At 55.0% G+C, this 26,530-nt stretch carries 17 protein-coding genes; 10 read left to right on the plus strand and 7 right to left on the minus strand.

The annotated features are described in order from the left end of the window. Nucleotides 1-268: 268 nt before the first annotated feature. The 4 genes from D3A97_RS17150 to D3A97_RS17165 form a co-directional block, all read right to left on the minus strand. Nucleotides 269-1,456 carry a FecR family protein gene (locus D3A97_RS17150; protein WP_119079759.1) on the minus strand — a complete coding sequence of 396 codons (1,188 nt, stop codon included), beginning with the start codon at nucleotides 1,454-1,456 and terminating at the stop codon, nucleotides 269-271. 63 nt (nucleotides 1,457-1,519) lie between these two features. Beyond that, nucleotides 1,520-2,083: an RNA polymerase sigma-70 factor gene (locus D3A97_RS17155; protein WP_157986598.1), complete on the minus strand. Its 564-nt coding sequence runs from the start codon at nucleotides 2,081-2,083 to the stop codon at nucleotides 1,520-1,522. A gap of 159 nt (nucleotides 2,084-2,242) precedes the next feature. After that, nucleotides 2,243-2,800, minus strand: coding sequence for a DUF4256 domain-containing protein (locus D3A97_RS17160; RefSeq protein WP_119079761.1), 558 nt, complete (start codon nucleotides 2,798-2,800; stop codon nucleotides 2,243-2,245). A gap of 74 nt (nucleotides 2,801-2,874) precedes the next feature. Beyond that, nucleotides 2,875-3,642, minus strand: a complete 768-nt coding sequence (locus D3A97_RS17165; protein ID WP_157986599.1) for a motility-associated ABC transporter substrate-binding family protein — start codon at nucleotides 3,640-3,642, stop codon at nucleotides 2,875-2,877. Between the two features lie 279 nt (nucleotides 3,643-3,921). Here D3A97_RS17165 and D3A97_RS17170 point away from each other — a divergent pair, with 279 nt between their 5' ends. After that, complete coding sequence (locus D3A97_RS17170; RefSeq protein WP_119079763.1) at nucleotides 3,922-6,486, plus strand: TonB-dependent receptor; 2,565 nt, start codon at nucleotides 3,922-3,924, stop codon at nucleotides 6,484-6,486. Nucleotides 6,487-6,565: 79 nt separating this feature from the next. Here D3A97_RS17170 and D3A97_RS17175 read toward each other — a convergent pair whose 3' ends face one another. Further along, nucleotides 6,566-8,653 carry a polysaccharide lyase family 8 super-sandwich domain-containing protein gene (locus D3A97_RS17175; protein WP_119079764.1) on the minus strand — a complete coding sequence of 696 codons (2,088 nt, stop codon included), beginning with the start codon at nucleotides 8,651-8,653 and terminating at the stop codon, nucleotides 6,566-6,568. 965 nt (nucleotides 8,654-9,618) lie between these two features. Here D3A97_RS17175 and D3A97_RS17185 point away from each other — a divergent pair. The 6 genes from D3A97_RS17185 (at nucleotide 9,619) to D3A97_RS17210 (ending at nucleotide 18,006) form a co-directional block, all read left to right on the plus strand. Further along, nucleotides 9,619-9,867: a hypothetical protein gene (locus D3A97_RS17185; RefSeq protein WP_119079766.1), complete on the plus strand. Its 249-nt coding sequence runs from the start codon at nucleotides 9,619-9,621 to the stop codon at nucleotides 9,865-9,867. A gap of 36 nt (nucleotides 9,868-9,903) precedes the next feature. Continuing rightward, nucleotides 9,904-10,500: an RNA polymerase sigma factor gene (locus D3A97_RS17190; protein WP_119079767.1), complete on the plus strand. Its 597-nt coding sequence runs from the start codon at nucleotides 9,904-9,906 to the stop codon at nucleotides 10,498-10,500. 60 nt (nucleotides 10,501-10,560) lie between these two features. Further along, on the plus strand, nucleotides 10,561-11,688 hold the full coding sequence (locus D3A97_RS17195; protein WP_119079768.1) for a FecR family protein: 1,128 nt from the start codon (nucleotides 10,561-10,563) through the stop codon (nucleotides 11,686-11,688). A gap of 237 nt (nucleotides 11,689-11,925) precedes the next feature. Then, a complete protein-coding gene (locus tag D3A97_RS17200; protein WP_119080153.1) occupies nucleotides 11,926-15,240 on the plus strand; it encodes a TonB-dependent receptor in 3,315 nt (1,104 codons plus the stop codon). 11 nt (nucleotides 15,241-15,251) lie between these two features. Further along, nucleotides 15,252-16,703, plus strand: a complete 1,452-nt coding sequence (locus tag D3A97_RS17205; protein WP_119080154.1) for a RagB/SusD family nutrient uptake outer membrane protein — start codon at nucleotides 15,252-15,254, stop codon at nucleotides 16,701-16,703. Between the two features lie 28 nt (nucleotides 16,704-16,731). Next, nucleotides 16,732-18,006, plus strand: a complete 1,275-nt coding sequence (locus D3A97_RS17210; protein WP_119079769.1) for a polysaccharide pyruvyl transferase family protein — start codon at nucleotides 16,732-16,734, stop codon at nucleotides 18,004-18,006. 257 nt (nucleotides 18,007-18,263) lie between these two features. On the opposite strand, the gene D3A97_RS17215 is transcribed toward D3A97_RS17210, so the two are convergent. Further along, nucleotides 18,264-19,496, minus strand: a complete 1,233-nt coding sequence (locus D3A97_RS17215) for an RNA polymerase sigma factor (RefSeq protein WP_198674042.1) — start codon at nucleotides 19,494-19,496, stop codon at nucleotides 18,264-18,266. Between the two features lie 2 nt (nucleotides 19,497-19,498). Further along, nucleotides 19,499-19,840 carry a YciI family protein gene (locus D3A97_RS17220; protein WP_119079770.1) on the minus strand — a complete coding sequence of 114 codons (342 nt, stop codon included), beginning with the start codon at nucleotides 19,838-19,840 and terminating at the stop codon, nucleotides 19,499-19,501. 324 nt (nucleotides 19,841-20,164) lie between these two features. Here D3A97_RS17220 and D3A97_RS17225 point away from each other — a divergent pair, with 324 nt between their 5' ends. The 3 genes from D3A97_RS17225 (at nucleotide 20,165) to D3A97_RS17235 (ending at nucleotide 26,514) form a co-directional block, all read left to right on the plus strand. Then, nucleotides 20,165-21,595: a hypothetical protein gene (locus tag D3A97_RS17225; protein WP_119079771.1), complete on the plus strand. Its 1,431-nt coding sequence runs from the start codon at nucleotides 20,165-20,167 to the stop codon at nucleotides 21,593-21,595. A 78-nt stretch (nucleotides 21,596-21,673) separates the two neighbouring features. Continuing rightward, nucleotides 21,674-24,265, plus strand: coding sequence for a phosphoenolpyruvate carboxylase (locus tag D3A97_RS17230; RefSeq protein WP_119079772.1), 2,592 nt, complete (start codon nucleotides 21,674-21,676; stop codon nucleotides 24,263-24,265). 254 nt (nucleotides 24,266-24,519) lie between these two features. Further along, complete coding sequence (locus tag D3A97_RS17235; protein ID WP_157986600.1) at nucleotides 24,520-26,514, plus strand: hypothetical protein; 1,995 nt, start codon at nucleotides 24,520-24,522, stop codon at nucleotides 26,512-26,514. Nucleotides 26,515-26,530 lie beyond the last annotated feature (16 nt).

Raw genomic sequence — 26,530 nt, forward strand, 5'->3', positions numbered from 1 at the left:
AACTTCTTGGTTAAAGTCATATCTTTGCCGGGTCCCGGTTACCCCCGGGACTGGTTTGGGTGAAGAAAAGAAAACAGTCAAGCGAGATTGTATTTCCCAGTGCAAACCGGGTTTACCCAAATTCCGGCCGTTCCGTCTGAACCACGGAGCGGCCTTTTATTTGAATACCCCTATTTGCTATGGTACTGCGGAAAGCCTCTACTGTCTTGCACCATCGGCGTTGCGCCGGAATAAACCTGATTTTGGTCTTGTTGCATATACTCTGAATTTATTTAGGAATGACGATCACTTTTCTTCCCTGTATCTCAAACCCTACGCGGCCGGTCAGCTCCAGCATGTGAAACAGCTCTGAGGCGTTCACGCTCCGCGAAACATCGCCGGAGAGGGTGCCGGTCACCTTGCCGCGGTATTCCACCTCCAGGTCGTACCACCGGGCCGCCTGGCGCATCACGGTTTCGATGTCCGCGCCGCTGAAGTAGAAATCCCCCTGCTTCCAGGCCAATACCTGGTCCAGGTCGGGGCGCGTGGTGGTCAGTTTTCCCGCGGCCGTTACCGATGCCTGTTCTCCGGGCCTCAAAACATGCGGGCCCTGCTGCGCCGCGCCCGGTAATTGTACTTGCACTGCTCCTTCCAGCAGCGTGATCCTGGTATCTGTTTCCTCTTCGTAGGCATTAATATTAAAATGCGTGCCCAGCACTTCGGTTTGCACACCGCGGGCGGTCACTACAAACTGCTGGCCCGCTTTTTTTGCCACTTCAAAATATCCTTCTCCCTTCAGCTCCACGGCGCGCTTCTTTCCACTGAACACCACGGGGTAAGTAATGGACGAGCCTGCGTTCAGCCATACGCGGGAACCGTCTGAAAGGCCGATGCTCACCACCTGGCTGCCCCTGGGATTTGTAAGCGTATTGTACACCGGTTCATCCGCTTTACCCCCCGGCTCGGCGTCTTTATAAGCGATCTGGCCGCCGGAGAGCTTCACCAGTTGCGCATGCGCCTGCAGCGCCGTTGTTCCGTTGGCCATACTGTCCAGCACCAGCTGGGAGCCGTCTGCCAGGGTGATGGTGGCGCGGTTGGTCCGCGGCGCCTTCACGTCTTGCACCACCGGCGCAGGATGCCCGTCTTTTGACCCGCTGCCGTTGCCGCTGCGGTATAGCAGGAAGCCTGTGCCTGCCATCACCACCAGGGCGGCGGCAGCCCACCAGCTCCGGGCGCTCCACATGGGAACACGCCTGGCGGCCGGCAATCCGGCCCTGTTCCTGATCTGTTCCAGCAGCCGCTTTTCCTGCTCTTCTTCCCCGGCCACAAAATTGGCCGGTATATGCACAGGGTCTTCCAATCCTTTATTGTACCAGTTTTCCAGCTGCTGCCTCTCGGATTCATCTATAGATCCGTCTATCAGCTTCCGGATAAGCTGTTGGTAATAGGCGAGATCTTCCCTATTGTTTCCGGGCATAACGCGTATATTTTCCTATAAGTAAGAAAACAACGGGCTTCCCCCTATGCCATCAAAAAAAAATTACAAGGTCCCTACCAGGGAGAGGAGAGAACGGAGCGCTGCGTGCAGATGTTTCAGCGCTTTGGTGATCTGGTTTTCCACGGTTTTCTCGGAAATTTCCAGTGTGCGGGCAATTTCTTTATGCGTGAGGCCCGCGTTGCGGCTCAGCTCGTACACCAGCCTGCAGCGCTCGGGCAGTTGGGCCGTTACCTGGTGTACCTGTTCTTCCAGCGCTTTATAATCGTAAGAAGGCGCTACCTGCGCCTCGCCTGAAACGGCTTCCTGCTGGCAGAGGCGCTGCCGGTGCTGTTTATCAAAATAAACATACACCTGGAATTTGACGGCGCCCGCCAGGTACGCTTTCAGAGAATGGCGGATACTGATGGCCGTTCTCCGTTTCCAGAGGTCCGCAAATATTTCCTGCACAATTTCCTCGGCATCCGCCAGCACCCCCGTTTTATTGGCGGCCACTGCAAACAGCAGTTTCCAATAGCGCTGGTAAATCTCCGTGAAAGCGGCCTCATCGCCATCCTGTAGCAAGGGAAATAACTGCTCGTCAGTATAAGAATGGTAAAGCGTATTCAATAACGGCCAGTTTGCTGAATAATCCTCAAATTTAGCAATAAGATAATAAATAATCCGGGAAATTACCTGCACCAGTATTTAGCTCATCTTGCCGCTGCTTCAAAACGCATCAGAAAACCGGGAATCACTTATATTAGGAAAAACTACAAGCTGAAATGCCTATACCTTCAGCGAGCCACGGAACCCCCTGACACCGTAGTAAGACTGCGCACCGTTGTGGTAGGTGAAAACATGGCCATAGCGGCGGTCGCAAAAGAGCGCGCCATCCAGCTTCCTGATAGCGGCGGGCGTTTGCACCCAACTGGATGTTTTCATATCGAAATTACCCAGTTGCTGCAGCTCCCGGTATTCTTCTTCCGTCAACAATTCAATGCCCATGTCCTTAGCCATGTTAACAGCGCTGTCTTCCGGCTTATGCTCTTTTCTTGCTTCCAATGCTTCATGGTCATAACAAACATTCCTGCGGCCTTTGGGGCTTTCCGCAGCACAATCATAAAATGTATATTCGCCCGTCTTTTTATCATGCCCTACCACGTCAGGCTCCCCCTCCGTTTCTTCCATAGCGTTGAGAGACCATAGTTTTGCGGGTTTAGCTTCCAGCTTTGCCCGCACTTTGGCCCATTCAATGCCCTTATGGCGGTGCATGTTCTTTTCAAAACGGGCTTTCAATGTTTGGAGCAGTTTCTCCTGCTGTTCCTGGGTCAGCTTCTTTTTCATTATGTAGCTATTTAGCTACAAATATACGCCCGGCAGCGTAATGGCAAAAATTTTTCAGCGGCCAGGTAGCGGCATCAGTTCAACAACCAGGCAAATGCATGCTGCATAAATTCAGCGCAGGGATAAGTTACCCCCTTCCATTCCGCCATATAGAGAGATACCATGCCGTCTCCCATTACAATGATCTTGCCACCGCCGTCAAGTGCCTTATAAACGCCGAACGGATGGTCTTGTGTTGTATTACTGAAACAAAAGGGAGAACCACCTTCTACGATCCGCGCGCCATGGTAGGGAATACTAAGCCGGCCGGCGGTAACGGGTCCTGCCTTCGCATACCCGCCGTTGGTTTCCGTGTCAGGATTGTCATGCTTATACGTGATACCGTAGGGGCTGATGAGGTCATTCACGTTCGTTTGGGCCAGGGTAGACCAATAATCTACGTCCATGACCAGGAACAGCGAACCGCCTTTCCGCAGGTATTCATGAATGGCCTTCACTTCCGCAGGGCTGAATTTCGATGAGGGTATGTGCATGAACAATACATCGCTCTTTGCCAGGCTTTCTGCTGTTATAGCGGTTTTCAGATAACTGACCTTCGCGTTCAGCGAGCCGGCGTTCTTCTCCACCTCACCGGTTATATAGTTCACCCTTTCTACCGGCGCCACGTCATTACCGGTGCTGGTACCCGGCGCGCTGTAGAACCGTTGGCCATGGCCAACATCTACAATGATATGCCGTTTGGCGGAGGATGTTTGCGCCTGTGATATGTTCGCATAAAACAGTGTACAGGCGGTCAGCATGGCCAGGCCTGTTTTCGATAGTGCGTTTATTGTAATTTTCATAACAACGGGATTTAATGCCCCTGGGAGGCCAAATATGCTGCCAATAAGGCTGCCTGGCTAAAATCCGTTGAGCAGCAATGGCTTGCATTTTTCTCCGCAGCGCTTCCCTGTCCGGTTATGAACACGGCATGTGCGGTCCTGCATGGTTTCCTTGCCGCAAATGCATCCAGTTCCAAAAAAAATAATGATTAATTCAAATCCCGCCCTATATTTGTCTACAAATTTGGTAGACTAAATAGACTTTATATAGTAAAACAACCAACATCCACAATAATCAACATGAAAAAAGTACTTCCTCTCCTGCTCCTTACCACCCTGCTGGTCAACGCAGCTTTTGCACAAAAGATCATCAAAGGCGTTGTAAAGGGTGAAAAGGGCTCCCCTGTTCCCGGTGCCACCATTAGCCTGAAAGGCTCCACCAACCATGCCATTGCAGACAATAAAGGCCAGTTCAGCCTGCAGACCTATGCTCCTTTCCCGCTAGGCCTGGCCGTTAGTTCCATTGGTTTCACCACCCGCGAAATTGAAGTGACCGAGCAAAACCAGCAATCGCTCGAGATCATCCTGACGGTAGATAACCGCCAGCTCAATGAGGTATCTGTAACGGCCCGCCGCCGTAATGAAAAGATACAGAGCGTGCCCATTGCCATTTCAGTGGTACGGGGCGGCGCCATTGAAGATGCGGGCGCATTCAACGTGAACCGCGTAAAAGAGCTGATACCGTCCGTACAGCTCTACTCTTCCAACCCGCGCAACACCACGCTCAACATCCGCGGCCTCGGCTCTACCTTCGGCCTCACGAACGACGGTATTGACCCCGGCGTTGGCTTTTACCTGGACGGCGTATATTATGCCCGCCCGGCAGCCACTACGTTCGATTTTGTGGATGTAGAACAGATAGAAGTGCTGCGCGGCCCGCAGGGTACGCTGTTCGGCAAGAACACCACGGCCGGCGCCCTCAACATCACCACCCGCAAACCGTCTTTCACACCGGGCGGCACCGCGGAAGTAAGCTATGGCAACTATGGCTACATCCAGGCCAAAGGCTCCATTACCGGCGGTATCGGCAGCAAGCTGGCCGGCCGCGTGTCTTTCTCCGGCACGCAGCGGGACGGCACCATTTATAACGTGTCTTCCCTCAAATATGTGAACGACATCAACAATATCGGCGGGCGCGCGCAATTGCTCTATATCCCTAGTGACCGGGTAAGCCTTACGCTCACCGGAGACGCATCCCGCCAGCGCCCGGAAGGGTATGCGCAGGTAGTGGCCGGCGTGGTAAAAACGCAGCGCGCAGACTACCGCCAGTTTGACGCCATCATTGCCGATCTTAACTACCAGCTGCCCAGCCGCAACCCGTTTGACCGGCTGATAGACCATAATACCACGTGGCGCTCCGGTAACGACCAGGGCGGCGTATCGCTGAACGTAGACGCCAGGATCGGCGGCGGTACCCTCACGGCCACTTCGGCCTGGCGCTACTGGAACTGGGACCCGTCTAACGACCGCGACTTTACGGCGCTGCCTGTGCTGACCTTGTCCCAGGCTACTTCCAAACACAAACAATGGTCACAGGAGGTGCGCTACGCCGGTAACTTCTCTTCCAAACTGAGCGGCGTGATCGGTGTTTTCGTGATCGGGCAAGACCTTAAGACCGATCCTGTTCACATTGAAGAGTCCGGCGCGGCGCAATGGCGTTTCTCCCAAAACTCCACCAGCGAATTATGGAAAACACCGGGGCTGCTGGAAGGGTACGGCATCCGCACCACTTCCCGCCTGCAAACGCTCAGCGCCGCTGTATTCGGGCAACTGGACTGGGCCATCACAGACAAGCTGCATGTACTGCCCGGCCTGCGGTATAATTATGATGACAAAAAAGTGGACTTCAACCGCAAAACATACGGCGGCCTGGAAACCACAGATCCCGCCCTGCTGGCGTTGAAGGCCGTAGTGTATACAGACCAGGCCTTCATTGCCAATACCGATAATACCAACCTTTCCGGCCAGATCACTGTTTCCTACAAAGCCAATAACAACATCAACACCTACGCCACTTACTCCACCAACTACAAACCGGTGGGCCTCAACCTGGGCGGGCTGCCTACGGCCAGCGGCAAGCCCATGCTGGAACTGGCGGAGATCAAGCCGGAGTACGTGCAGCATTACGAAGTGGGCATCAAAACCACCCCCTCTGCCTCTTCTACCCTGAACCTCGCTATTTACAACACAGACATCCGGGACTTCCAGACGCAGGTACAAACGGCTGAACTGGGCGTAAACCGCGGCTACCTGGCCAATGCGGAAAAAGTACAGGTACGCGGCGCCGAACTGGACGGTAACATCCGGTTCAACAACCACTTCTCGCTCTTTGGCGCGGTAGCCTATATAGACGGCAAATACAAGTCTTTCAAAAATGCGCCCGTGCCGCTGGAAGAAACCGGCGGCCCCAACGCCTTCAAAGATATTTCCGGCAGCAAGCTGCCCGGCATTTCGGACTGGACGGTAACCCTGGGCGGCGAAGCCTCTACCGGCGGCAAGTTCCTGGGCCAGGGCGGCCGGTACTTCCTGGCGCTGGACGGTTATTACCGTTCCGGCTTTTCTTCCAGCTCGTCCCCTTCTGCTTACCTTAACGTAGATGGTTATGCCCTGCTCAACGGCCGGCTTGGTTTCCGCGCAACAAAGGGCGTATCTGTTTTTGTATGGGGGCGCAACCTGTTCAACCAGGATTATTTTGAGCAATTGCTGGTGGCCGGCGGCAACGCGGGGCATTATGCCGCGGTACTGGGAGATCCCAGAACATTTGGCGTAACGCTGCGTTACGTTTTCAGCGCCGGCAATAACTAAACCGGATAGCGGCGTTACAACAAAAAAAGAGCCGGAAGGACCATCTCCTTCCGGCTTTTATCATGATGTCACAAACGGCCTACTGCACTATCACCGTGCTGCCGGCCTGCGCTCCCGCTGGCAGCGTTACGTCTACCGTGCGGTCATTCATTGTCAGCTGCAGGGAGCCCAGCTTTTGCGTAGGCTCCGCTACCGCCAGTGCGCTAACGGCGGCGCCATCCGCCTTCACCATCACGATGCAGGGCTGTGTTGCGGCCAGCGTTAGCCGGTCATTCACCTTTACAGATCCCGCTTCATAAAAAACGATCCCTGTTCTTTGCAGGCCGGTATGCTGCACGGCCTGCAACGCGGGCGTATTGGCCAGTATTTTCACCGGCATGCTTTTGCTGTATGCGGCGGCAGAGGCGGCGCTGGTGTTTGGCACCACCACCCAGGCGTAACCGGCATTTTGCGGCCGCACGCCATGGTCCAGCCAAAGGGAAAATACATTTTCGCGCACGGTTTCCGTGGTAGCCCAGGCCTGGTGGGTGATCTGCCGCCAGTTGCCGGTGGCCTCCCCGTTGGCGATGTTTACACCGGCCGGCTGCGGGAATACATAGGCCACACTGTCATGCCACACCCAGGATACGTTCCGCAGCGCGTGCTTGCCTGTTTTCAAGGTGGTGGCCTTGTTGTTCACGCCCGCCATCACCTGCCTGTTCAGCAAACACTGGTTGAGGGTGGTCAGCACCGGCAAGGCCGTATCCGCATGAATGCCCGCGCCGAGGCAAACGATCTCATTGTCAAAAAAGAACCATCCCTTGCGCGCTTTGAGCGGATCATGCACGCTGGCAAAATCAAAACCGGCTACGCCATACACCCCGTCACTCACGCCGCCTGAAAAATGGGTGCGGCCTTTTTTGGCCAGCTGCTTCCAGTGCGGTACGTCTGCTTTTTGCAGGATGGTAGCGCCCGGTATTTTCTGCCAGTCCCATACGGGGTAGATGTTGAAATACTCCTGACCGGTGCGGGAGATAAAAAAGGAACCGTCCCCATAATGATGGTTTTTGATGCCTTCTTCATTGTGCGGCTCTTCCATGTTATTGGCACGGGCGGAGTGCATGCGTGCAGACGCGTAGTAGTTGGGGCGCTGATGGGTATAATAATGTGAGTACCAGAAGTAGCGGTCTCTTGTCAGGTTGGCCTTTACTTCTCCCCTGCGTATGCGGACCACGTTTTCCAGTTCCCCGGCCCGGTACCTGGTGGCGGCCAGCAGGTTTTCCGGCAGCTCGGTACCTTCTTTATGCAAGGCGTTCCGCCGGCTTACATCCCGGTTCATGGCGCCGGGGTCAGGATAGGTGGCATATACGAGCGACTGGCAGATGCCATCGAGAAAATAATCCACGAGCAGTTCCATGGCGCTTTCTGGGAAGGAGAATTGCGTGCCCTGTATCTTGGCCGCCCAGTAGGCAAAAGAGGCGGCAAAATTACTGCCGTAGGTAAGGGTGGAGATCACATTGTCTGTACGGTGGTGAAAGCTCATATCCGGCTTCAGGCCGCGGCCGGTGCTGGTCTTGATTTCCGCCGCCATCACCGTGATCACCCGCCGCAGCGTGTCTGGACTGTTGGTGAACAGGGCCTGCTTGCCCAGCATGCCGGCAATGGGCATCAGGTCTCCACCGGGGCGGGCGCCAAAGGTTTCCAGGTTGGCCCGGTGTGCAATACGAAGGCCTTCTACCCGCTGTTTTGCGGTAAGGCTGCTGTCCATCACCAGCAGGATGTTGATCATCAGGCCGGGGGTGCCCATTTCGTTCCACCACCAGTTATCGCACCTGAAGTCTTTCTCGAGCCAGAAATCAAGCGCCTTTGAGAAGGTCTCTTTCACCGGCGCGTTCCCGGAGAGCGGAGAGCCGGGCTTTTTGTAGGCCCTGGCCAATGCCAGCATGTTGTTGAGATGTTGCGCGTGCTGAAAACCTGTGCGGGAAACATCCTGGTAGTTGATGCCGGGCCAGGTGCCGTCTGCCCGGATGGTGCGCACCAGCTGAGTAATAGCGGCGGCGTTCACGGGCGGCTGCAGCAGGTCATCTACCATCCTTTTTTTAATTACATGGATATCCTGTGCGTAGCTGTTGAAGCAAGATGCCAGTACAAATAGTACGATGGCAAATGCAGTAGTGCGTCTTTGCATGTTACGTGGAATTTTTTATGCAGCCACAAAATAATTTTTTTCACCGGCTTTTGCACTATGCAATATCTTTTCAGGGCCGCAAAAATCCCCGTCATTCCCGGGGGGCCCCATGTCCTGAAAACGGGACTGTTCCAGTCCTGCTTCCGGGACTGCCGGAGTGCCTGAACAGTCCTGGAAACGGGACGGTAAAATGATCGGATAATTTTTTGATACCCTAAAAACCATGCACTCCCCGCACCCGAAATACAAAAAACGGGACTGAAAATGGCCTGTCAGGAGGGGTAAAACGGGATGTTCCGGTAAGGGAGCAGGCCCCGCGGAACGTTTTTTAGCCCATTCCCGGGCAGAAAAACCACTCCGGCAGGTAATATAACCCCCATGCCGCCAGGCGGGTAAATAGCGCCGCGAAGCGGGAAAACTGCCATCTTGCCCCCGGGGGGGTGAAGCCGCCGCAGGCGGGCAATGCGGTTTACAGCCGTAAAACCGTACCTGGCGGTTACCTTCCTGCAAGGTTTTTCCAGGATAAGACCCAGAAAACCAAAAAAACAACTACTTTGGCAACCAACTGTAAAGTGCTGGTAGGATTAATACCCAACCTGTAAAGCCAAAGCCGTATTAACCTACCTCGCTGTAAAGTTTTTCCAGGATAAGACAGGCTACTTTACCAGCACGTTACTCCCACCTTACTCCCACGTTACTCCCACCATACTGCCAGGATACTCCCACCATAGTGTATGGGGAGTGTATGTTTTTGGCATTTTCGGGTGCAAGGTACATTTGGGACAGTCCCGGTTTTGGGTCAAAGCAACAAACGGGCATACAGGCTCATTTCCGGGACTGAACGTTTCCGCAAATATTCCGGCGAACAGGAAAAGAACCGCGCTTTCGCGTACTCGTTTTTGGCCGGCCCTTCCACCACCTGTCCCGTCTTTCAAACTTCCCTACCTTTGTAAAAAATTCAGGCCATGGACACGCGTCAAACTCTCCCCAGCAACGGCAGTTTCTATACGATCATACAAGACCTTTACGAGCACCGGCAACCCGCCGGCGTGCTGTATGAAGACAACGGTGTTACCCGCGCCAACGGCCTTGTTACAGCCATGTATGAAAAAGAAGGCCGCCAGTGGATGGTGCTGGACGATTCCGTACACATCCCCATAGACAAGCTGTACGCCGTAAACGGCACTTTTTCTTCGGACTATTCCGAATGCTGAAAAGTTTATATATTAGTACCGCCTCCACGCAACGTTATGAAAAAGGACCGCGTCAACCATACGGACCCATTGCCAGCACGCCTGGCCGCAGGTGATGAATCCGCGTTCCGCGAGTTCTTCCATCTCTACAGCCATCACATTTACAGCGTTGCTTTTCTCATGACCAAATCCGCCGGGCTGGCGGAAGACATGGTGCAGGAAGTGTTCCTCAAAATATGGCTCAACCGCGCCAGCCTTTCCGGCGTGGAAAACCTGCAGGCCTACCTCTACACCAGCGCCCGCCATCATATCCTGAACGAGCTGCGCAAAAAATCCCACAGCCGGCAGTTCACCGACGCATTGCTGGAATACTTCAGCGAGTCTGCGGACAACCCCGAGCAGGCCCTGCTGCGAAAAGAGTCCCGCGGTTTTCTCCACCAGGCCATTGCCCACCTGCCTGACCGGCAGCGCCTGATCTATCAGCTCAGCAAGGAAAAAGGGTTAAAGCAGGAAGAAATAGCCGCCAGGCTCAACATCAGCCAGCATACCGTGCGCAACCACCTGGCCCAGGCGCTGGTAAACATCCGTCACTTCCTGGAACGGGCCGCCACCGGCGTTTTACTCGTTATCTGCCTGGTGCAGGCCGGCCTTTGAAAAAAAATTTTCCGGGCAACTAGTAATATCCTTCCCGGGATGTGTCTTTATACATAATACATGCCTACAAGATTCGACATACTGCTGCAAGGCTACCTTGCCGGTACGCTTACGCCGCCGGAGGTGGAAGAATTTCTGCAACTGGTCAAAGACCGTGACCTGCGCCTCCCCGATGCGGTGCAGCAACTGCTGGCAACAGCGGAGCACCCGCCGCTGCCGCCTGAAAAAGAAACAGCGCTGGCCGGCGCCATCCTCCGCAGGGCGCGCCGTGCGGAACGCCGCCGCCCCGCCTACTGGCTGGCCGCCGCTGCAGTACTGGCCATAGCCGGCGCGGGATTGTTGTATATGCTGCGGCAGGAACGGGTGGCCCCGCCGCCGCAAACGGCAGGCACAAAAAACACTATACAGCCCGCTTACAACCAGGCCACGCTGGTGCTGGCAGACGGCACCACCGTACCGCTAGACAGTATGGGCAACCAGCAGATACGCCGGAACATCCGGCAAAGCAACGGCCAGCTGCATTATACAGCGGTAGCAAGCGGCAACGCGCCGCAGATCAATACACTGGTTACGCCCAAGGGCGGCCGCTTTGGCCTCACCCTGCCGGACGGCAGCAAGGTATGGCTCAACTCCGCGTCCTCCCTCCGCTACCCCACCGCTTTCACCGGGCAGCAAAGAGTGGTGGAGCTGAAAGGCCAGGGCTACTTTGAAATTGCGCAGGCGCCTTCCAGGCCTTTTATAGTAAAGGTGAATGATATGGAAGTACAGGTGCTGGGTACCCGTTTTGACGTGATGGCCTATGAAGATGAAAAGGCCATGAACACCACGCTGCTCAGCGGCGCCGTACGCGTAAAGCACGCGGCGGCCGAACGTGTGCTGCGGCCGGGCCAGCAGGCCGTACTGGAAGGCGGCAGCGCACATTTTGCCGTGCAGGAAGCAGATACGGCCAAAGCCATTGCCTGGAAGAACGGCCTCTTCCTGTTTGATAACATGGACCTTGAAACCATATTGAGAGAAATATCCCGCTGGTATAATGTAGAAATAGTGTATGGTGTAAAGCCGAGCGCAGAACTGTATGGAGGCGCCATCAGCCGCAGCATGAGCCTGGAAGCCGTGTTGCATATGCTGGAAGGCAGCGGGTTCAACCACCTGAAACTGGAAGGGAGGAAAATAACGGTATTGCCATAATCGTACAACAACACGAACGCCACATAACTTTTTCAACCAAATAGAAAAACACGTAAGAAGATCTTTTAAGGGAATACACAAAAAAACCGGAAGTGGTTGCAACACTCCCGGCTGTATCTGGTATTCCCTATAATCTGGAAGGACTATTGTTAGACTACCAAACACCGCTAAAGTATGTATTTTAATGCGAATGAAAAAGCCCTGCGCCGGCGCAGGTTCTTAACCACGTTGTGCAAAATGATCAAGATCACTGCATTTATCCTCTTTGTTACATGCATGCATGTGAGTGCAACCGGTCTTTCACAGCAGGTAACGCTGTCGGTCAAAAACGTACCGCTGCAAAAACTGTTCAAGGAAATCACCGCGCGCACCGGCGTGTCTGTGATCTATGGCGAAACGGTGCTGCGCAATACAGCGCCGGTTACGCTGTCTGTAAAGAACGCCTCGCTGCAGGAGGTGCTGGACCTTTGCATAAAAGGCCAGCCCCTCACCTACACCCTTGAAGGCAACAGCATCATTATCAAACGGCGGGCAGACGGGCACGCACCTGCCGCGCCGCCACCCGCGGCAGACTCGCTGATCACGGCCACCGGCACGGTCAGGGATTCCAAAGGCGGGCCGGTGCCGGGCGCTACCGTGCTGGTAAAAGGTACCATGCACGGCACTAAAACAGATGGTAACGGCCACTTTTCCCTGAAAGGCGTGCGGCCCGGGGCGGTGCTGCAGATCAGCTCGCTCGGCTTTGAACCGCAGGAGCTGGCGGCCCGCGGCGGCGCGGCGGATATTACGCTCAAGGAAGCGGCCAGTAGCCTGAATGAAACGGTAGTAGTGGGGTACGGCACCGTCAAAAAAAGCGACCTTACCGGCGCGGTGGCCAAAGTGGGAGAATCCGCCATCAAGTCCACGCCCATCCCGTCGTTAGACAGGGCCATGCAGGGCCGCGCGGCTGGCGTACAGGTCACCACCAACTCCGCGCGCCCGGGCGGTGCGGCCACCATCCGCATACGCGGCTCCGGCTCGGTGAACGCGGGCAATGACCCCTTGTACGTGATAGACGGTTTTCCCGTATCAGGCGGGCTCAATTCTATTAACGCGGACGATGTAGAATCCATCGAAATACTGAAAGACGCCTCCGCCACGGCCATCTACGGTTCCAGGGGCTCCAACGGCGTGGTGATGGTCACCACCAAACAAGGTATGCCGGGAAAGGCCGTGGTAACGTACAATGGCTACTACGGCTCGCAATCTGCCCGCAGGACCATCCCGCTGCTGAACGCACAACAGTTTGCCCTGTTCGTGAACGAAGCGCTGGCCAACAACGGCGCCGCACCCTACTTTAACGGCAGCACGCCGGAAAGGGCGCTGCCGGAAACTTTTGGCGAAGGCACGGACTGGCAAAACGTGGTATTGCACAACGCGCCCATCCAGAACCACCAGCTGGGCGTAAGCGGCGGCTCGGAAAAATCGCGCTATGCTATTTCAGCAGGGTATTACGATCAGCAGGGCATCATCAAAAACTCCGGCTTCAAACGGTATACCCTCCGCGCCAACCTCACTAACAACATCACTTCCCGCGTAAAGACCGGCCTTTCCATGCAGGGCGCCTACACGCAAAGCAACAATGCCAAAACGGACGTAGACGGTACGGAAGGCGGCGGCGTTACCAGCTCTGCCCTGAGCTATTCCCCCACTTTCCCCGTGTTCAATGAAGACGGCAGCTATTATAAAAACCAGGGCTCGCTGAACGGCTACGGCGTAGACAACCCGCTGGCCGTTACCAACGAGATCATCAGCAAAAATTCCGTGCTGCGCCTGCTGGCCAACACGTACCTGGACTACGAGATCATAGACGGCTTGCACTTCCGCACCAGCCTGGGCGCAGACCTGCAGGCCTCCAAAACCAACAGCTATACCACCCGGCTGGCGCTGGCCGGCGCCACCCTTGGCGGTTCCGCCGCAGTGGCCAACTCGCAAAGCATCAACTGGCTTAATGAGAACACGCTGCATTACACCCGGCAGATCGGTCATTACCATTCCCTCAACGCCCTGCTGGGTTATACCATCCAGGGGCTGAGCACGGAAAATGCCACCGCCAGGGCCAACACGTTTTCTGACGACTTTGCGCAATACAACAACCTGGGCGCGGGCTCCACGCTGGTGTCTCCCAGCTCCGGCGCCAGCAACTGGAAGCTGATATCCTACATTGCGCGGGTCAACTACGGGTTTGACGACCGTTTCCTGCTAACGCTCACCGCCCGCCGCGACGGTTCCAGCCGCTTCGGCCCGCAGCGCAAGTTCGGCATCTTCCCTTCCGGCGCGCTGGCCTGGAAACTGATGAACGAAAACTTCATGCAAAGGCAATCTTTCCTTTCAGATGCCAAAGTACGCGTGAGCTACGGCCTGTCCGGCAACCAGGAAATAGGCGACTATCAATACCTCGCCAACATTTCCACCTCGCAGTACGTGCTGGGCGGCACCCTGCAGGCGGCCTCCAATACCGCCGGCATTGCCAACCCCGACCTCCGCTGGGAAAAGAACGCGCAGTTTGACGCCGGCATAGACCTGGCCTTCTTCAACAACCGCCTGCAGCTCACGGCAGACTACTATAATAAAAAGACCTCGGACCTGCTGTTCTCCGTCAGCGTGCCCACTTCTTCCGGCTTCACCACTACGCTCAAGAACATCGGCAGCGTGCGCAACCGCGGCGTGGAACTGTCCCTGGCCAGCGTGAACATAGACCGGCATGATTTCCGGTGGACCACTGACTTCAACATCACCTTCAACCGCAACGAAGTGCTGCGGCTGGACGGGCGCGATGAGTTCACCACCGGCGTAGACGCCCGTCTTTTCAACACCTCCATCAACCCCATACTGCTGCGGGTAGGCAGCTCGCTCGGCAATTTTTACGGGCTGGTGATGGACGGTATTTTCCAGAGCAAGGAAGAAATAGACGCCTCCGCCCAGAAAACCGCCAAGCCGGGAGACATCCGTTACAAAGACCGCAACGGGGACGGTGTGATCAATGATAATGACAGGGACATCATCGGCAATTCCAACCCCGACTTTTTTGGCGGCCTCAACAACACCTTTACTTATAAAGGCGTAGAACTGAATGTGTTCATTCAGGGCAACTATGGCAACGAGATACTGAACTACGGCAACTTTGACCTGCTGAACCTCACCGGCGGCAACAACCAGAGCGCCCGCGTGCTGGACCGCTGGACGCCGCAGCACCCCAGCAACAGCATGCCACGCGCCAATGCTGCGGGCGGCTCGCGCGTGCTCAGCAGCTTCCAGGTAGAAGACGGGGCTTACCTGCGTTTCAAGAATATTTCACTGGGTTACAACCTGCCGCAGGCCTGGCTCGGCCGCCTGCGCGTCAACTCCCTGAAAGTGTACGTGGCCGCGCAGAACCTGTTCACCATTACCCGGTACAATGGCTACGACCCGGAGGTGAACCGCTTTGGCAGCTCCTCTCTCAGCCAGGGGCTTGACTACGGTACGTATCCCGCCGCCAAAACCATACTGGCCGGCATTAACCTGAAATTTTAATTCTTATGAACATGATCAAGCAAGCAAGATATATACTGGCGGCGTTCATACTGTTAACGGCCATGGCCTGTGAAAAGCAGCTGGACATTGCCTCCGTTACCAACCTCACCAACGCCACTTACTATAAAACGGCGGAAGACGCCAAAGCAGCGCTCGGCGCCTGTTACAAAAGCATGGGCGTGCTGGACCCCTTCCCCGACCTGGTCACCACGGACGATGCCGTGCCCTTCCTCTCCGGCGCGGCAGACAGGGTGCTGCTCTGGCGTTACAACCTTACGCCGTCCAATTCTTTCATCAATGTTTACAGCGGCGCCTACGCCGGCATTAACCGGTCTAACACCGTTATAGACCGGCTGCCCGGCATCCCGATGAACGAAGATCTGAAAAACAGGTACATTGCCGAGGCCAAGGTACTGCGCGCGCTCCACTACTTCAACCTGGTACGGCTATATGGCGGCGTGCCCGTCACCACCACGGAAACGGCTACACTGGAAGGCCTTGACATACCGCGCAAATCCGTAGACGAAGTATACGCGCAGATAGAAAAAGACCTCACGGAAGCGGAAAACGTATTACCGCCCGGCTATACCGGCACAGACGCCGGCCGGGTTACCTCCGGTGCCGCCAAGGGGCTGCTGGCCAAAGTATACCTTACCCGCGCCGGTACAGAAAAAGGCTCTCCCTTCTGGGCACAGGCGGCCGCCAAAGCCAAAGAAGTGATAGACCAGGGCGTGTACGGGCTGCACGACAATTTTGCGGACGCCTTTGCGCTCACCGCACGCGGCGGCAAGGAGAACATGCTGGAAATGCAGTACCTCACGGACGTGTACGGCCATGGCATTGGCCGGGGCTACGGCCCGCGCGCGGCGCCCATTTTCCCCGGCGGCGGCTCCGCCATTGCGCGGCCCACGGAAAGCCTCTTCAACTCCTATGCGGTTAACGACAAGCGGAAGCCTGTCACCTTCATGATGGCCTACACTTACAACGGCGTTACCACCAACCTGTCTATTACCGATCCCGATCCCACCAAAGCCGTATCTTTCCAGAAGCTCTGGGACAGAACGGCCAAAACCAACGGCGGCGAAGGTACCAGCAGGCCCGTGCTGCGGTATGCGGACGTGCTGCTGATATACGCCGAAGCCGCCAACGAGGCCAACGGCGCCCCTACCGCAGACGCCTACACGGCGCTGAACAAGGTACGCGCCCGCGCGGGACTGGCAGACCTGGGCGGCCTGAACTATGACGCGTTCAGGGAAGCCGTTTGGCTGGAAAGACGGCTGGAACTGGCTTTCGAGAACCACCGCCGCTTTGACCTGGTGCGCACCGGCCGGCTGGTAGCCGCCGTAAAAGCAGAGAACAGTTACAACCGGAACGCGGAGATACAGCCCTTCCACGTACTGTTCCCCATCCCCCTCTCTGTGATGGACGCCAGCCCCACGCTGGAACAAAACCAGGGATATTGATTCACCTTCAGACAACAACAGCATCATCATGTATACACGCAGACACTTTCTGACCCAAACGCCGGCCTTGCTGGCACTGCTGGCAGGCCTGCCCACGCTGGCCAGCTCCTGCAACGGCAAAAAGAAAACCATCTTGCTCCGCTCTTCCTGGCAAACCGTTAACATCGGGGACATCGGCCACACGCCCGGCGTGCTCACGCTGCTGGAAAAACATATCCCCGATGCCGATGTCATACTCTGGCCCTCCAGTGTAGACAATGGCGTGAAGGAAATGCTGCAGCAGCGTTTCCCGAAGGTGAAAATAGTGCAGGACAAGGAAGAGGTGGAAGCCGCCATTGCACAGGCCGATTTTCTGCTGCACGGCTCCGGCCCTTCCCTGGTAGCCCGTAAGGACGTGCAGCGCTGGGCCGCTACCGGCAGACCTTACGGTATTTACGGCATCACCTTTCCCGGCTACTACGGTGAGCCCTCCGCCGCTACCAAAGCCGCTTTCCCTACGGAAGTAGAGCTGCTCACCAAAGCGCAGTTCGCGTACTTCCGGGATTCCATTTCCCTGCAGTTTGCCAAAGACCACGGCGTGAAATGCCCCGTGATGGGCTTTGCGCCAGACGGCGCCTTTGCCGTAGACCTGCAGAACGATGCGGCGGCGGAAGCATTCATGAAAGAACACGGGCTGGAAACAGGCCGGTTCCTCTGCGTGATACCCCGGCAGCGCTTTACGCCTTACTGGGAAATACCGTCTAAAAACAGGTCCCTTGACGCCAAAAAAGACGCGCGCAACCAGGAAATGCGGGAGCACGACAATGCCCCCATCCGTGAAGCCATTGTAGAAATAGTGCGGCAAACGCCCATGAAAATACTGATCTGCCCCGAAGATGAAACACAGGTAAAACTGGGCAAAGAAATATTGTACGACAAGCTGCCCGAAGACGTAAAGGAAAAAGTTGTTTGGCGGGACCGTTACTGGCTTACAGACGAAGCAGTGAGCACCTACCGCCGCTCCGCCGGTATGTTCGGCCTGGAAATGCACACCCCTATCATGTGCATCGGCCACGGCATCCCGGCCATTGTATGCCGCTTTCACGAGCAGACCAGCAAGGGCGTTATGTGGCGGGACATTGGCCTGGGCGAGTGGCTTTTTGATATGGACAACGAGGCAGACATCCCCAAAATAGTGCCCGCCGCGCTGGCTATGGCCAAAGACCCCGCCGCCGCAAAGGCGCTGGCCAGGAAGGGGCAGCAGTTTGTGGAAGATAAACAGCGGGAAACGATGGGCGTGCTGAAAAGCAAGCTGTATGCATAAACATCTTCTCACCGATCATCCAGTAACAATAAATATCTAAAAAAGGCCGGCCTGCAGATTGTTGCAGGCCGGCCTTTGTATTTTAAAGCGCTGTTTAATGCGGTTCACTTCTTCTCAAACCGGACTTTGTATTTTAAAGCGCTGTTTAATACGGTTCACTTCTTCTCAAACCGGCCTTTGTATTTAAAAGCGCTGTTTAATACGGTTCACTTCTTCTCAAACCGGACTTTGTGCTTAAAAGCGCTGTTTCACACCTTTCACTTTTCCAACCGCTCCACTTCTCTCCGCAATGTTCTTTTCTCCGCAACAGACTTTGTGAGCGCAATAGCTTTGTTGTAATGCAGCACAGCTTTAGGAGCGTCTGTTCCCGCATACAGGTATCCCAGCAGGGAATGATAGTAGCTGACATCCTCCAGCCCCAGCTTCTCCGCTTCCGCAATACCCGCCTTGTTCCCGTACACCTTGGCAAAAGCGAACGTTCTGTTCAGCGCCGTTACCGCAGAATATTCCAGGAGGATCAGCTGGTTGTAGAGTTGCAGGATGTGTTCCCATTTGTTGTTGCCGGCGGGCGTAGTATGCCAGTAGGCAATACCGGCCTCCAGGTGGTATTTCGATACGGCCTCGCCCGTGCAGGCGTTTACCAGGTAATGATTGCCCTTATCGATCAGCTCCCTGCTCCACAGGTTCTGATCTTGCCGCTCAAACAGCACTACTTCGCCCTCCTCATCCTCCCTGGCCTCAAGCCGGGAGCTTTGGTAACACATGAGCGCCAGCAGCGCATTGGCCTGCGTAGTATTGGTAAGCGGGTTTTCTGTTAGCAGCAGGGCCAGCCGTACCGCTTCCGAACAAAGATCTTTCCGTACAAGATGATTGCCTGATTTGGAAAAGTAGCCCTCGTTAAAGAGCAGGTAGAGCGTTCGCAACACGGCATCCAGCCGCGCCTGTATGGTGGTTTCCTGCAAGGGGCCAAGATGGAAATTGTTATCACGAAGACCGGCGCGGGCACGCAGCAACCGCTTTTTGATGGTTTCCCTGCCGGTCAGAAAAGCATCCGCGATCTCTTCCACGCTGAACCCGCAGAGCACCTGCAGCGCCAGGCATATCTGCGATGCTGTAGCGTTGGCCGGGTCGCAAACGGCAAAGATCATGGCCAGCTGGCTGTCTGTGATGGCCTGGCCGGAGAAATCAAAATCCCGCGCCGCCTCCTGCTCCTGCTGCTGTATGGCGCCCTTTACACGGGTCTCGAACAATGAGGCGCGTTTGAGGTAGTCTTTGGTTTTGTTTTTGGCCACGGTATACAACCATGCGGCGGGGTTTTCCGGCAGGCCCTGCGCACCCCACACTTCCGTGGCTTTCAGAAAGGTATCGCTCACAATATCTTCCGCAATGGCCATATGCCGGAGGCCAAAATGACGGCATAACACCGCCGTCATCCTGGTATACTCCAGCCTGAATAAATGTGGTAACAGCTCCTGGTATGAGGCCGCCATTATTATTTTTCTTCGGGCGTCAGAACGGCCCGTATTTCCACGCTGCCGCCCATCTTAAGAATAGGATTGGCCCTGGCTATTTCCGTGGCATCTTCTATGCTGGCCGCTTTCAGCACCATATAGCCGGTCACGAACTCCTTGATCTCGGTAAAAGGGCCATCGCTCACCACGTTGCCCGGCTTCACCGTTCTGGCCCCCGCGGGAGACAGCCGGTTACCTTTGTCTACCAGCTTGTTCTGGGCGGCAATGCCCGCCAGCCAGTTCATTCTTTCCTGCATCTGTTCAGGTGAAGGCGGTGCAACGGGCTTTTCGCTCAGCCTGAAAATTAACATGAACTCTTTCATGATGTATACAATTTTTTGGTTCGTTGGTATGACGACCGGGTATGCGGAACGGGGACAAATAACCGGGAGAAAATTATCCGCGTTCAAATATACGCCAAGACCGCATAATGCCCCGGAATGCCACAAAAGCCATAGCACACCCTTTTTTTCGCTAAATTGCCTGATACATTGTTTAACCGTCATCAGCATGGCCGGCACGTCTGGTGCAACCACGGTTTGCATGGCCTTTAGCGGCGCCTGTGGATGGACGTCATCCGCAAAGATCGCAAAGACCAGCATAAGCGGCCGGCGCCCCGCTGACATTTGCTGTAATAGCCTATGAGAATGCTTTACCTGTTACTGCCCGTATGGCTGCTGGCATGCCCCGCACGCCTCCACGCGCAGGATGCGAATTACTGGTCTGCCGGCTACGGCCCCGCGGGATTTTTTATGCCCGGCGCCGTCATAGCGCAGAACCGGGACAGCGGCGTGCTGTTCTACAACCCTGCCCTGCTGGTCAACACGCAGGGCACCACTTCCTCACTGACCGGTACCATTTACCAGTGGCATTCCATTTTTATGAAAGACGGTCTTGGCACCGGGCTTCCCCTCCGCTCGCAAGGCACCAGCATTGTGCCCATGGTGGCCTCCCATGCCGTGCCTTACATCAAAAGAAAACTGCCTTTTACGCTGGCCTATGCCATTGTGCATACGCCGGTGATAGACTATGGCGTTTCCCAGCAGAAAGACGTGAAACAGAACGTGCTGGGCGATGCGTACAGTCCCGGCCCGGAAACCTTCATTGGCCAGTACAAGGCGGCCAACCGTATAGACCAGACCTCCTTCCAGCTGGCCGCCGGCATGCGGGTCTCGCCCAAACTGTCAGCCGGCCTTACCATGGAGGGCGTGCTGCACCGGCAGAGCTTTACGGTAGATTTCGTGTCCCGCGCCATGATGAACCCCGCGGGGCCGGATACTGTTTTTGCGCCCATCACCACCGTGTCTGAAGACTACACCGCCACCTACCGCCAGATCGGTTTCCGCGCGCGGCTGGGCCTGGCGTGGGAAATATCCGCCAGCCACCACGCCGGCCTGCTGGTGACCACGCCGGTATGGAAAATACTCGGCAAAGGCACCGTGCTCTCCAACGTGGAGATCAGCAACCTGATGCTGGGCAACTCCGCCCTCAACCTGCTGGCCAGCAGCCGCCAAACCCGGCTCCCCAGCCGCTGGAAAGACCCGCTCAGCCTCGCCGCGGGGTATACCTACCTCCACAAGAAAGGGCAATTGTATGCCTGCGTAGAGTACTTTGCAAGGGTGCAGCCCTACCTCGTGCTCACCCCAAGGTCCGCCGCCTTCATCCGGCCGGATACCAGCAATACCTCCGCCTACCTGGAACTGAACGACGCCCGCAAGGCGGTGGTGAACATCGGCATCGGAGCCAGCTACGAAGTAGCGCCCGCCTTCATGCTCTTTGCCTCCCTGCGGACAGACTTCTCCTACGCGTATGACGATACGCAGGCCATCACGGAAGGGTACAACGCCAACGTGACCAACTGGAACATGTACCATGCCCAGCTGGGCGCCAACCTCCGCCGTAAACGGTATTACCTGCGCACCGGGCTGCTGCTCTCCTACGGCCGTAACAGCGCCTACCTGCAGAAATTCAATTTTGACCATCCTGACGAGCGCAACCTGCTCATCGGCAACCCCGGTACCGTTACCGCCAGCACCGTGCAGGCAGGCCTGCTCGTATCATACATTCACAATTTTTAACATGTGGCTCCACAGCCCAACTTTTCCCCTTTTTTATATTAATATTTATAATTTTGCCGGTGCTTAACGAATAATTCAATGTTGAAACAGTCCGGCAACCAGAAAGATATATACACCCGCGAAGTGATCACCCGCTTTGAGCTGTACAATAGTCTCTTTTTAACCCTCCCGTTCTACCAGGTAAAAGACACCGGCATATTGTTGCCTTTTTTTACAGCCCATTGCGAGAAAGGGGTCGCCAAACTGACATCGCCCACGGAGATCATCGAGACCTTTTTCAGGGAGCGCGCGCCGGAAATTGACGAGCGGGAGCAGATCAACCGCCTGTTCCGCTTCATTCAATATATAGAAAGACAGGTGGTGCTGTTTGACGCCATTGAAGACTCTTCTTTCAGCAAACTGAGCCGCACGGACGGCAGCGGCACCCTGCAAGGCCTGGTGCAGCAGATTGCCCAGGATGACGAGCTGCGCGAGCAGATCAGCGAAAAGCTGCGCCATTTCTCGCTCCGGCTGGTGCTCACCGCCCACCCTACCCAGTTTTACCCTAGCACGGTGCTCACCATCATGACAGACCTGATCGAGGCCCTGAAGGTGAACGATATCAACACCATCAATTTATTATTGCAGCAACTGGGCAAAACGCCCTTTTTCAATAAAACACGTCCCACGCCGGTAGACGAGGCCGTGAGCCTCATCTGGTTCGTGGAGCACGTGTTCTATAATGCGCTGGCAGATATACAGACCCGCCTCGGTGAAGAGTTTGATCTCAGCAACCTGCCAGACGGCATTTTTGAACTGGGCTTCTGGCCCGGCGGCGACCGTGACGGCAACCCGAACGTGACCACGGAAAGCACCCGCACCGTGTCCGCCACCCTGCGCCAGACCATCTTCCGCTGCTACTACCGGGACTACCGGGCGCTGAAACGCCGCATCACCTTCCGCGGCATAGAAGAGCCCATGAACGTGCTGGGCCAGTTGATGTACGACAATGCCTTCAACCCCCAGCCCAACGCCGCCAACCTGCAAGAGGAAATGACCGGCCTGCTGCAGCGCATCAAAGACACGCTCATTAAAGAGCATGACAGCCTGTTCGTGAACCTGGTAGACGACCTGGCCCTGAAGATCCGGCTCTTCGGCTGCTATTTTGCCCGGCTGGACATCCGGCAAGACAGCCGCGTATTGCGCAAGGTGTTCAGCTACGGCCTGTCCCAACCCTCGCTCAATAACGGCTTGCCCGCAGATAAATACAACAGCCTCCCCGAAGCCGAAAAGCTCCGGCTTATCAGCTTCAACGAAGCAGACTTCCCCTGCCGGGAAACGCCGGAAGAGGGCATGGACCCGCTGATCAATGATACCCTCTGCACCATCCGCCTGATGCGCAGCATACAGCAGCAGAACGGCGAAATGGCCAGCCACCGCTTCATTATCAGCAACTGCCAGCAGGCGTCAGACATCCTGCAGCTGATGAACCTGTTCCTCTGGTGCGGCTGGACCAAGGAAGACCTCACCGTAGACTTCCTCCCCCTCTTTGAGACCATCAACGACCTGAAGCACGCCGCCGGGGTCATGGAAATACTCTATACCCATCCCATCTACAAGGAGCACCTGAAAAGGCGCGGCAACCGCCAGATGATCATGCTCGGCTTTTCAGACAGCACCAAAGACGGCGGCTACCTGATGGCCAACTGGTCTATTTACCAGGCAAAGGTGGAACTGACGGCCATTACCCGCAAATACGACATTGACCTGACCTTCTTTGACGGCCGCGGCGGCCCTCCCTCCCGCGGGGGCGGCAAAACACACCGCTTCTACGCCGCCATGGGCGAAGAAATTGCCCATAACCACATACAGCTTACCATCCAGGGCCAAACCGTCAGCTCCCTGTACGGCTCCGTAGAAACCGCCAAGTTCAACATAGAGCAACTGGTGAACGCCGGCGTGGCCTCCGTGCTGCACCCCGACCAGCGGGACCTGCTGGACTACAAGGAGAAAGAGCTGATCACCACCATGGCAGAAGAAAGCTACCAGCGCTTCACCGCCCTGCGGGAGCACCCGCTGTTCACGGAGTACCTGGAGAACCTCAGCCCCCTGCAACTGCTCTCCAGCATCAACATCAGCAGCCGCCCTACCAAACGCAACGCCGGTAGCGCCCTAAGGCTGGAAGACCTGCGCGCCATCAGTTTTGTGACCGCCTGGAGCCAGCTGAAACAAAGCGTGCCCGCCTCCTACGGCGTAGGCAGCGCCCTGCAGGCCGTGAAAAAAGCCGGCAAATGGGCCTGCGCCACCGAGCTGTACAAAACATCCGGCTTCTTCAAGACCATGATAGACAACTGTATCATGTCCATGTCCAAATCAGATTTCCGCGTTACCGCCCACCTGCAAAACGATGAGCGCTACGGCGAGTTCTGGACAATGCTGAAGAACGAATTTGACCTCACCCACGCCATGCTGCTGGAACTGACCGGCAACAAGGAACTGATGCAGGAATACCCGGTAGAGAAAAACTCCATTGCCCTGCGCGAGCGCATCATGCTGCCGCTGGTGGTAACGCAACACTATGCTTTGCAGAAAGCCAAAACCACTAAAGACGCGGAATTGAAGAGCGCGTATGAGAAGCTGGTGATACGGACGGTGTACGGGATCGTGAATGCGGGGAGGAATCTGGTGTGATGGGGAGTATTTTGCGAAACGGTTGCACTATGCCTTCTGGTGAGTACACTACTTCCTTGGTGTGTTGCCATTTTTTGCATTGAACTAGATCAGGCTTTCCCATGTAATCCACTAAGAACACATAACACAAAAATGCTATTCAATTATATCCAAAGGATGCATAACTTTAATCACTTCCAAGAAAGTTGACCCCCATATATCTTGGACCCTTTTATTTTTGCAATTCAATATTGTCAGTTACCCAATTAATGTTTATGAAAAATCCTTATCTCGTATTCTCAATCCTGCTATTTTTTTGCATCACCGGTTGTAAAAGAGAATCCCAATCCCCGTCAAACGAAGCCCGTCAGGCAGATTCACCTCGGACTATGACCATTCTTGGCAAGAAAAGGCAAAATCCGTATACCGTGCAGGTTGTCTCTCAGGCCCTGGGAAATCTCCTTCACCAGCAATCAGGGAAAAGCGGCGATGCCACTGTTGGTCTGATGAATATGCAGCCAACACATGAATATTACCGGTTTAAACCGGCCAATGTTGGAGAACTGATGGATTTGGAAGAAACCGGATTTGATCTGTGGGACTTCCCATTGGACACAGATGTTGAATATTTGGGAGATTATTATCATGACCCTACCGTACCTGCGGACCAAATAACGTGGATGTATACCTGCATTCCTATCGGTGTCAGCTTTCCTGCAAGTATTCAGCACGAAAAAATAGCCGATCTTTTTCTGTTTGATGAGGATTCCGGCGACGAGTGGGATTGGGACCCGTGGGATCCTACAGAATGTATTGAGTGTCCTGATCCTACCGAAGATTGCTGGGATCCCTGGGGGCGGCCTACCTGTGGCACTATGGCGCGGCGAAGCCCAAAAGGTAAATCCGGAGACGAGCAGCTTCGAACTGTGGGCATCACCAAAGAGGCGTTATATGATGAGGTGATGCGCCTAACCGGTAATGAAGATGAAATGATCCATCCAAACCAATTGGGCAAACAAATAGACGCCCCTGTGGCGCCCGCACGCCGATATCGTCCTGCAGGACGCATAACTGTAACTGATACAGACAATCAGACTACCACTACAGTTGGTGTGCAAGGCTTACTGGTCAAGAGCCGGCGCTGGTTTAAGCTCGATCATACGTATACAAATGCAACCGGCAATTTTTCCATCGGTAAACAATATAGAAAAGCAGCTGTTATCATTACTAAGTTCAAGAACAATAACGTTACCGTTCGCGGTGTGAGCCCGGATTTTGCAACTTTTATCAGGCCCTGGGAAACAGTATTTCCGATAAAAAAGAATATCGGGAAGTTCACCGGTACATCCATGGAAAATCTGACGTATAATTTCCCTTACAATCCCAGCAGAACAAGTAATGAAGCAATGTGTTTCGCAGCGGCAACCACCCTCAATGCGGTTGCGGAGGCTAGGCAATTCAATACGCAACTGGGGATTGCGCAAGTGCCTACCCAAATGTGCATTTGGATCTCAAACCGTTTTGGCGGCGAGGCTTCGGCTACGGCTATGATGGCCAGGCAGATCCATGGCAACTTTATGCCGCCAAACAGTGATGCGGCAACGATGGTCAATAGCGATGTACTTAATTTTATTGGGAATGTCACGCACAAGGGTATCATTACCCAGATAATGGCACGTAATTCTCCTGATATTAGCTTGAAATACGGCATGCACATAGACGCAGAGCAGACTCGCTTTACGGCAGAAATCAGCAATGATGCATTGCATGAGCTCTCCCACGCTTCGCATATGGCGCAGGTAGGCGGGCTTTATTGGAAAGACAGGGTACACAATGCATATGCTGCGAACTTTATTGCGCATGGAGATGCTTATGGGGAAAAAGGTAATACCCGGGAAGGTATTGTTGCTGTTGTGGAAGCATGGGGCTATTTTATGGGCAGCACCTTAAACCGGTTGAAATATTTCACAGATAATCCTGTCATAGCGCAGAATGAACTGGATAGACTGGAAAACCAACGGCCCCTTGCCAATCCAACTAGTCATTTTAACTGGATTCCGTATGGTATGCTGCATGATATGACGGATAATGGAGAACCGTTATTCACCGGTGTAACGGACCAGGTGAACACTTACACCATACCGCAGATTTTTAGTGGCTACCGCAACAATGTACTGGATGTACAGGGGTTGAAAAACGAGATCCTCTCAAGAAATGGTAACCAACAGGCCGCTGAACTCAATACACTTGTTACTAGTTATTTTTGGTAAGACGACTTGAAGCATC

The sequence above is a fragment of the Chitinophaga alhagiae genome (genome assembly GCF_003568665.1).
GTDB classification, from domain to species: domain Bacteria; phylum Bacteroidota; class Bacteroidia; order Chitinophagales; family Chitinophagaceae; genus Chitinophaga; species Chitinophaga alhagiae.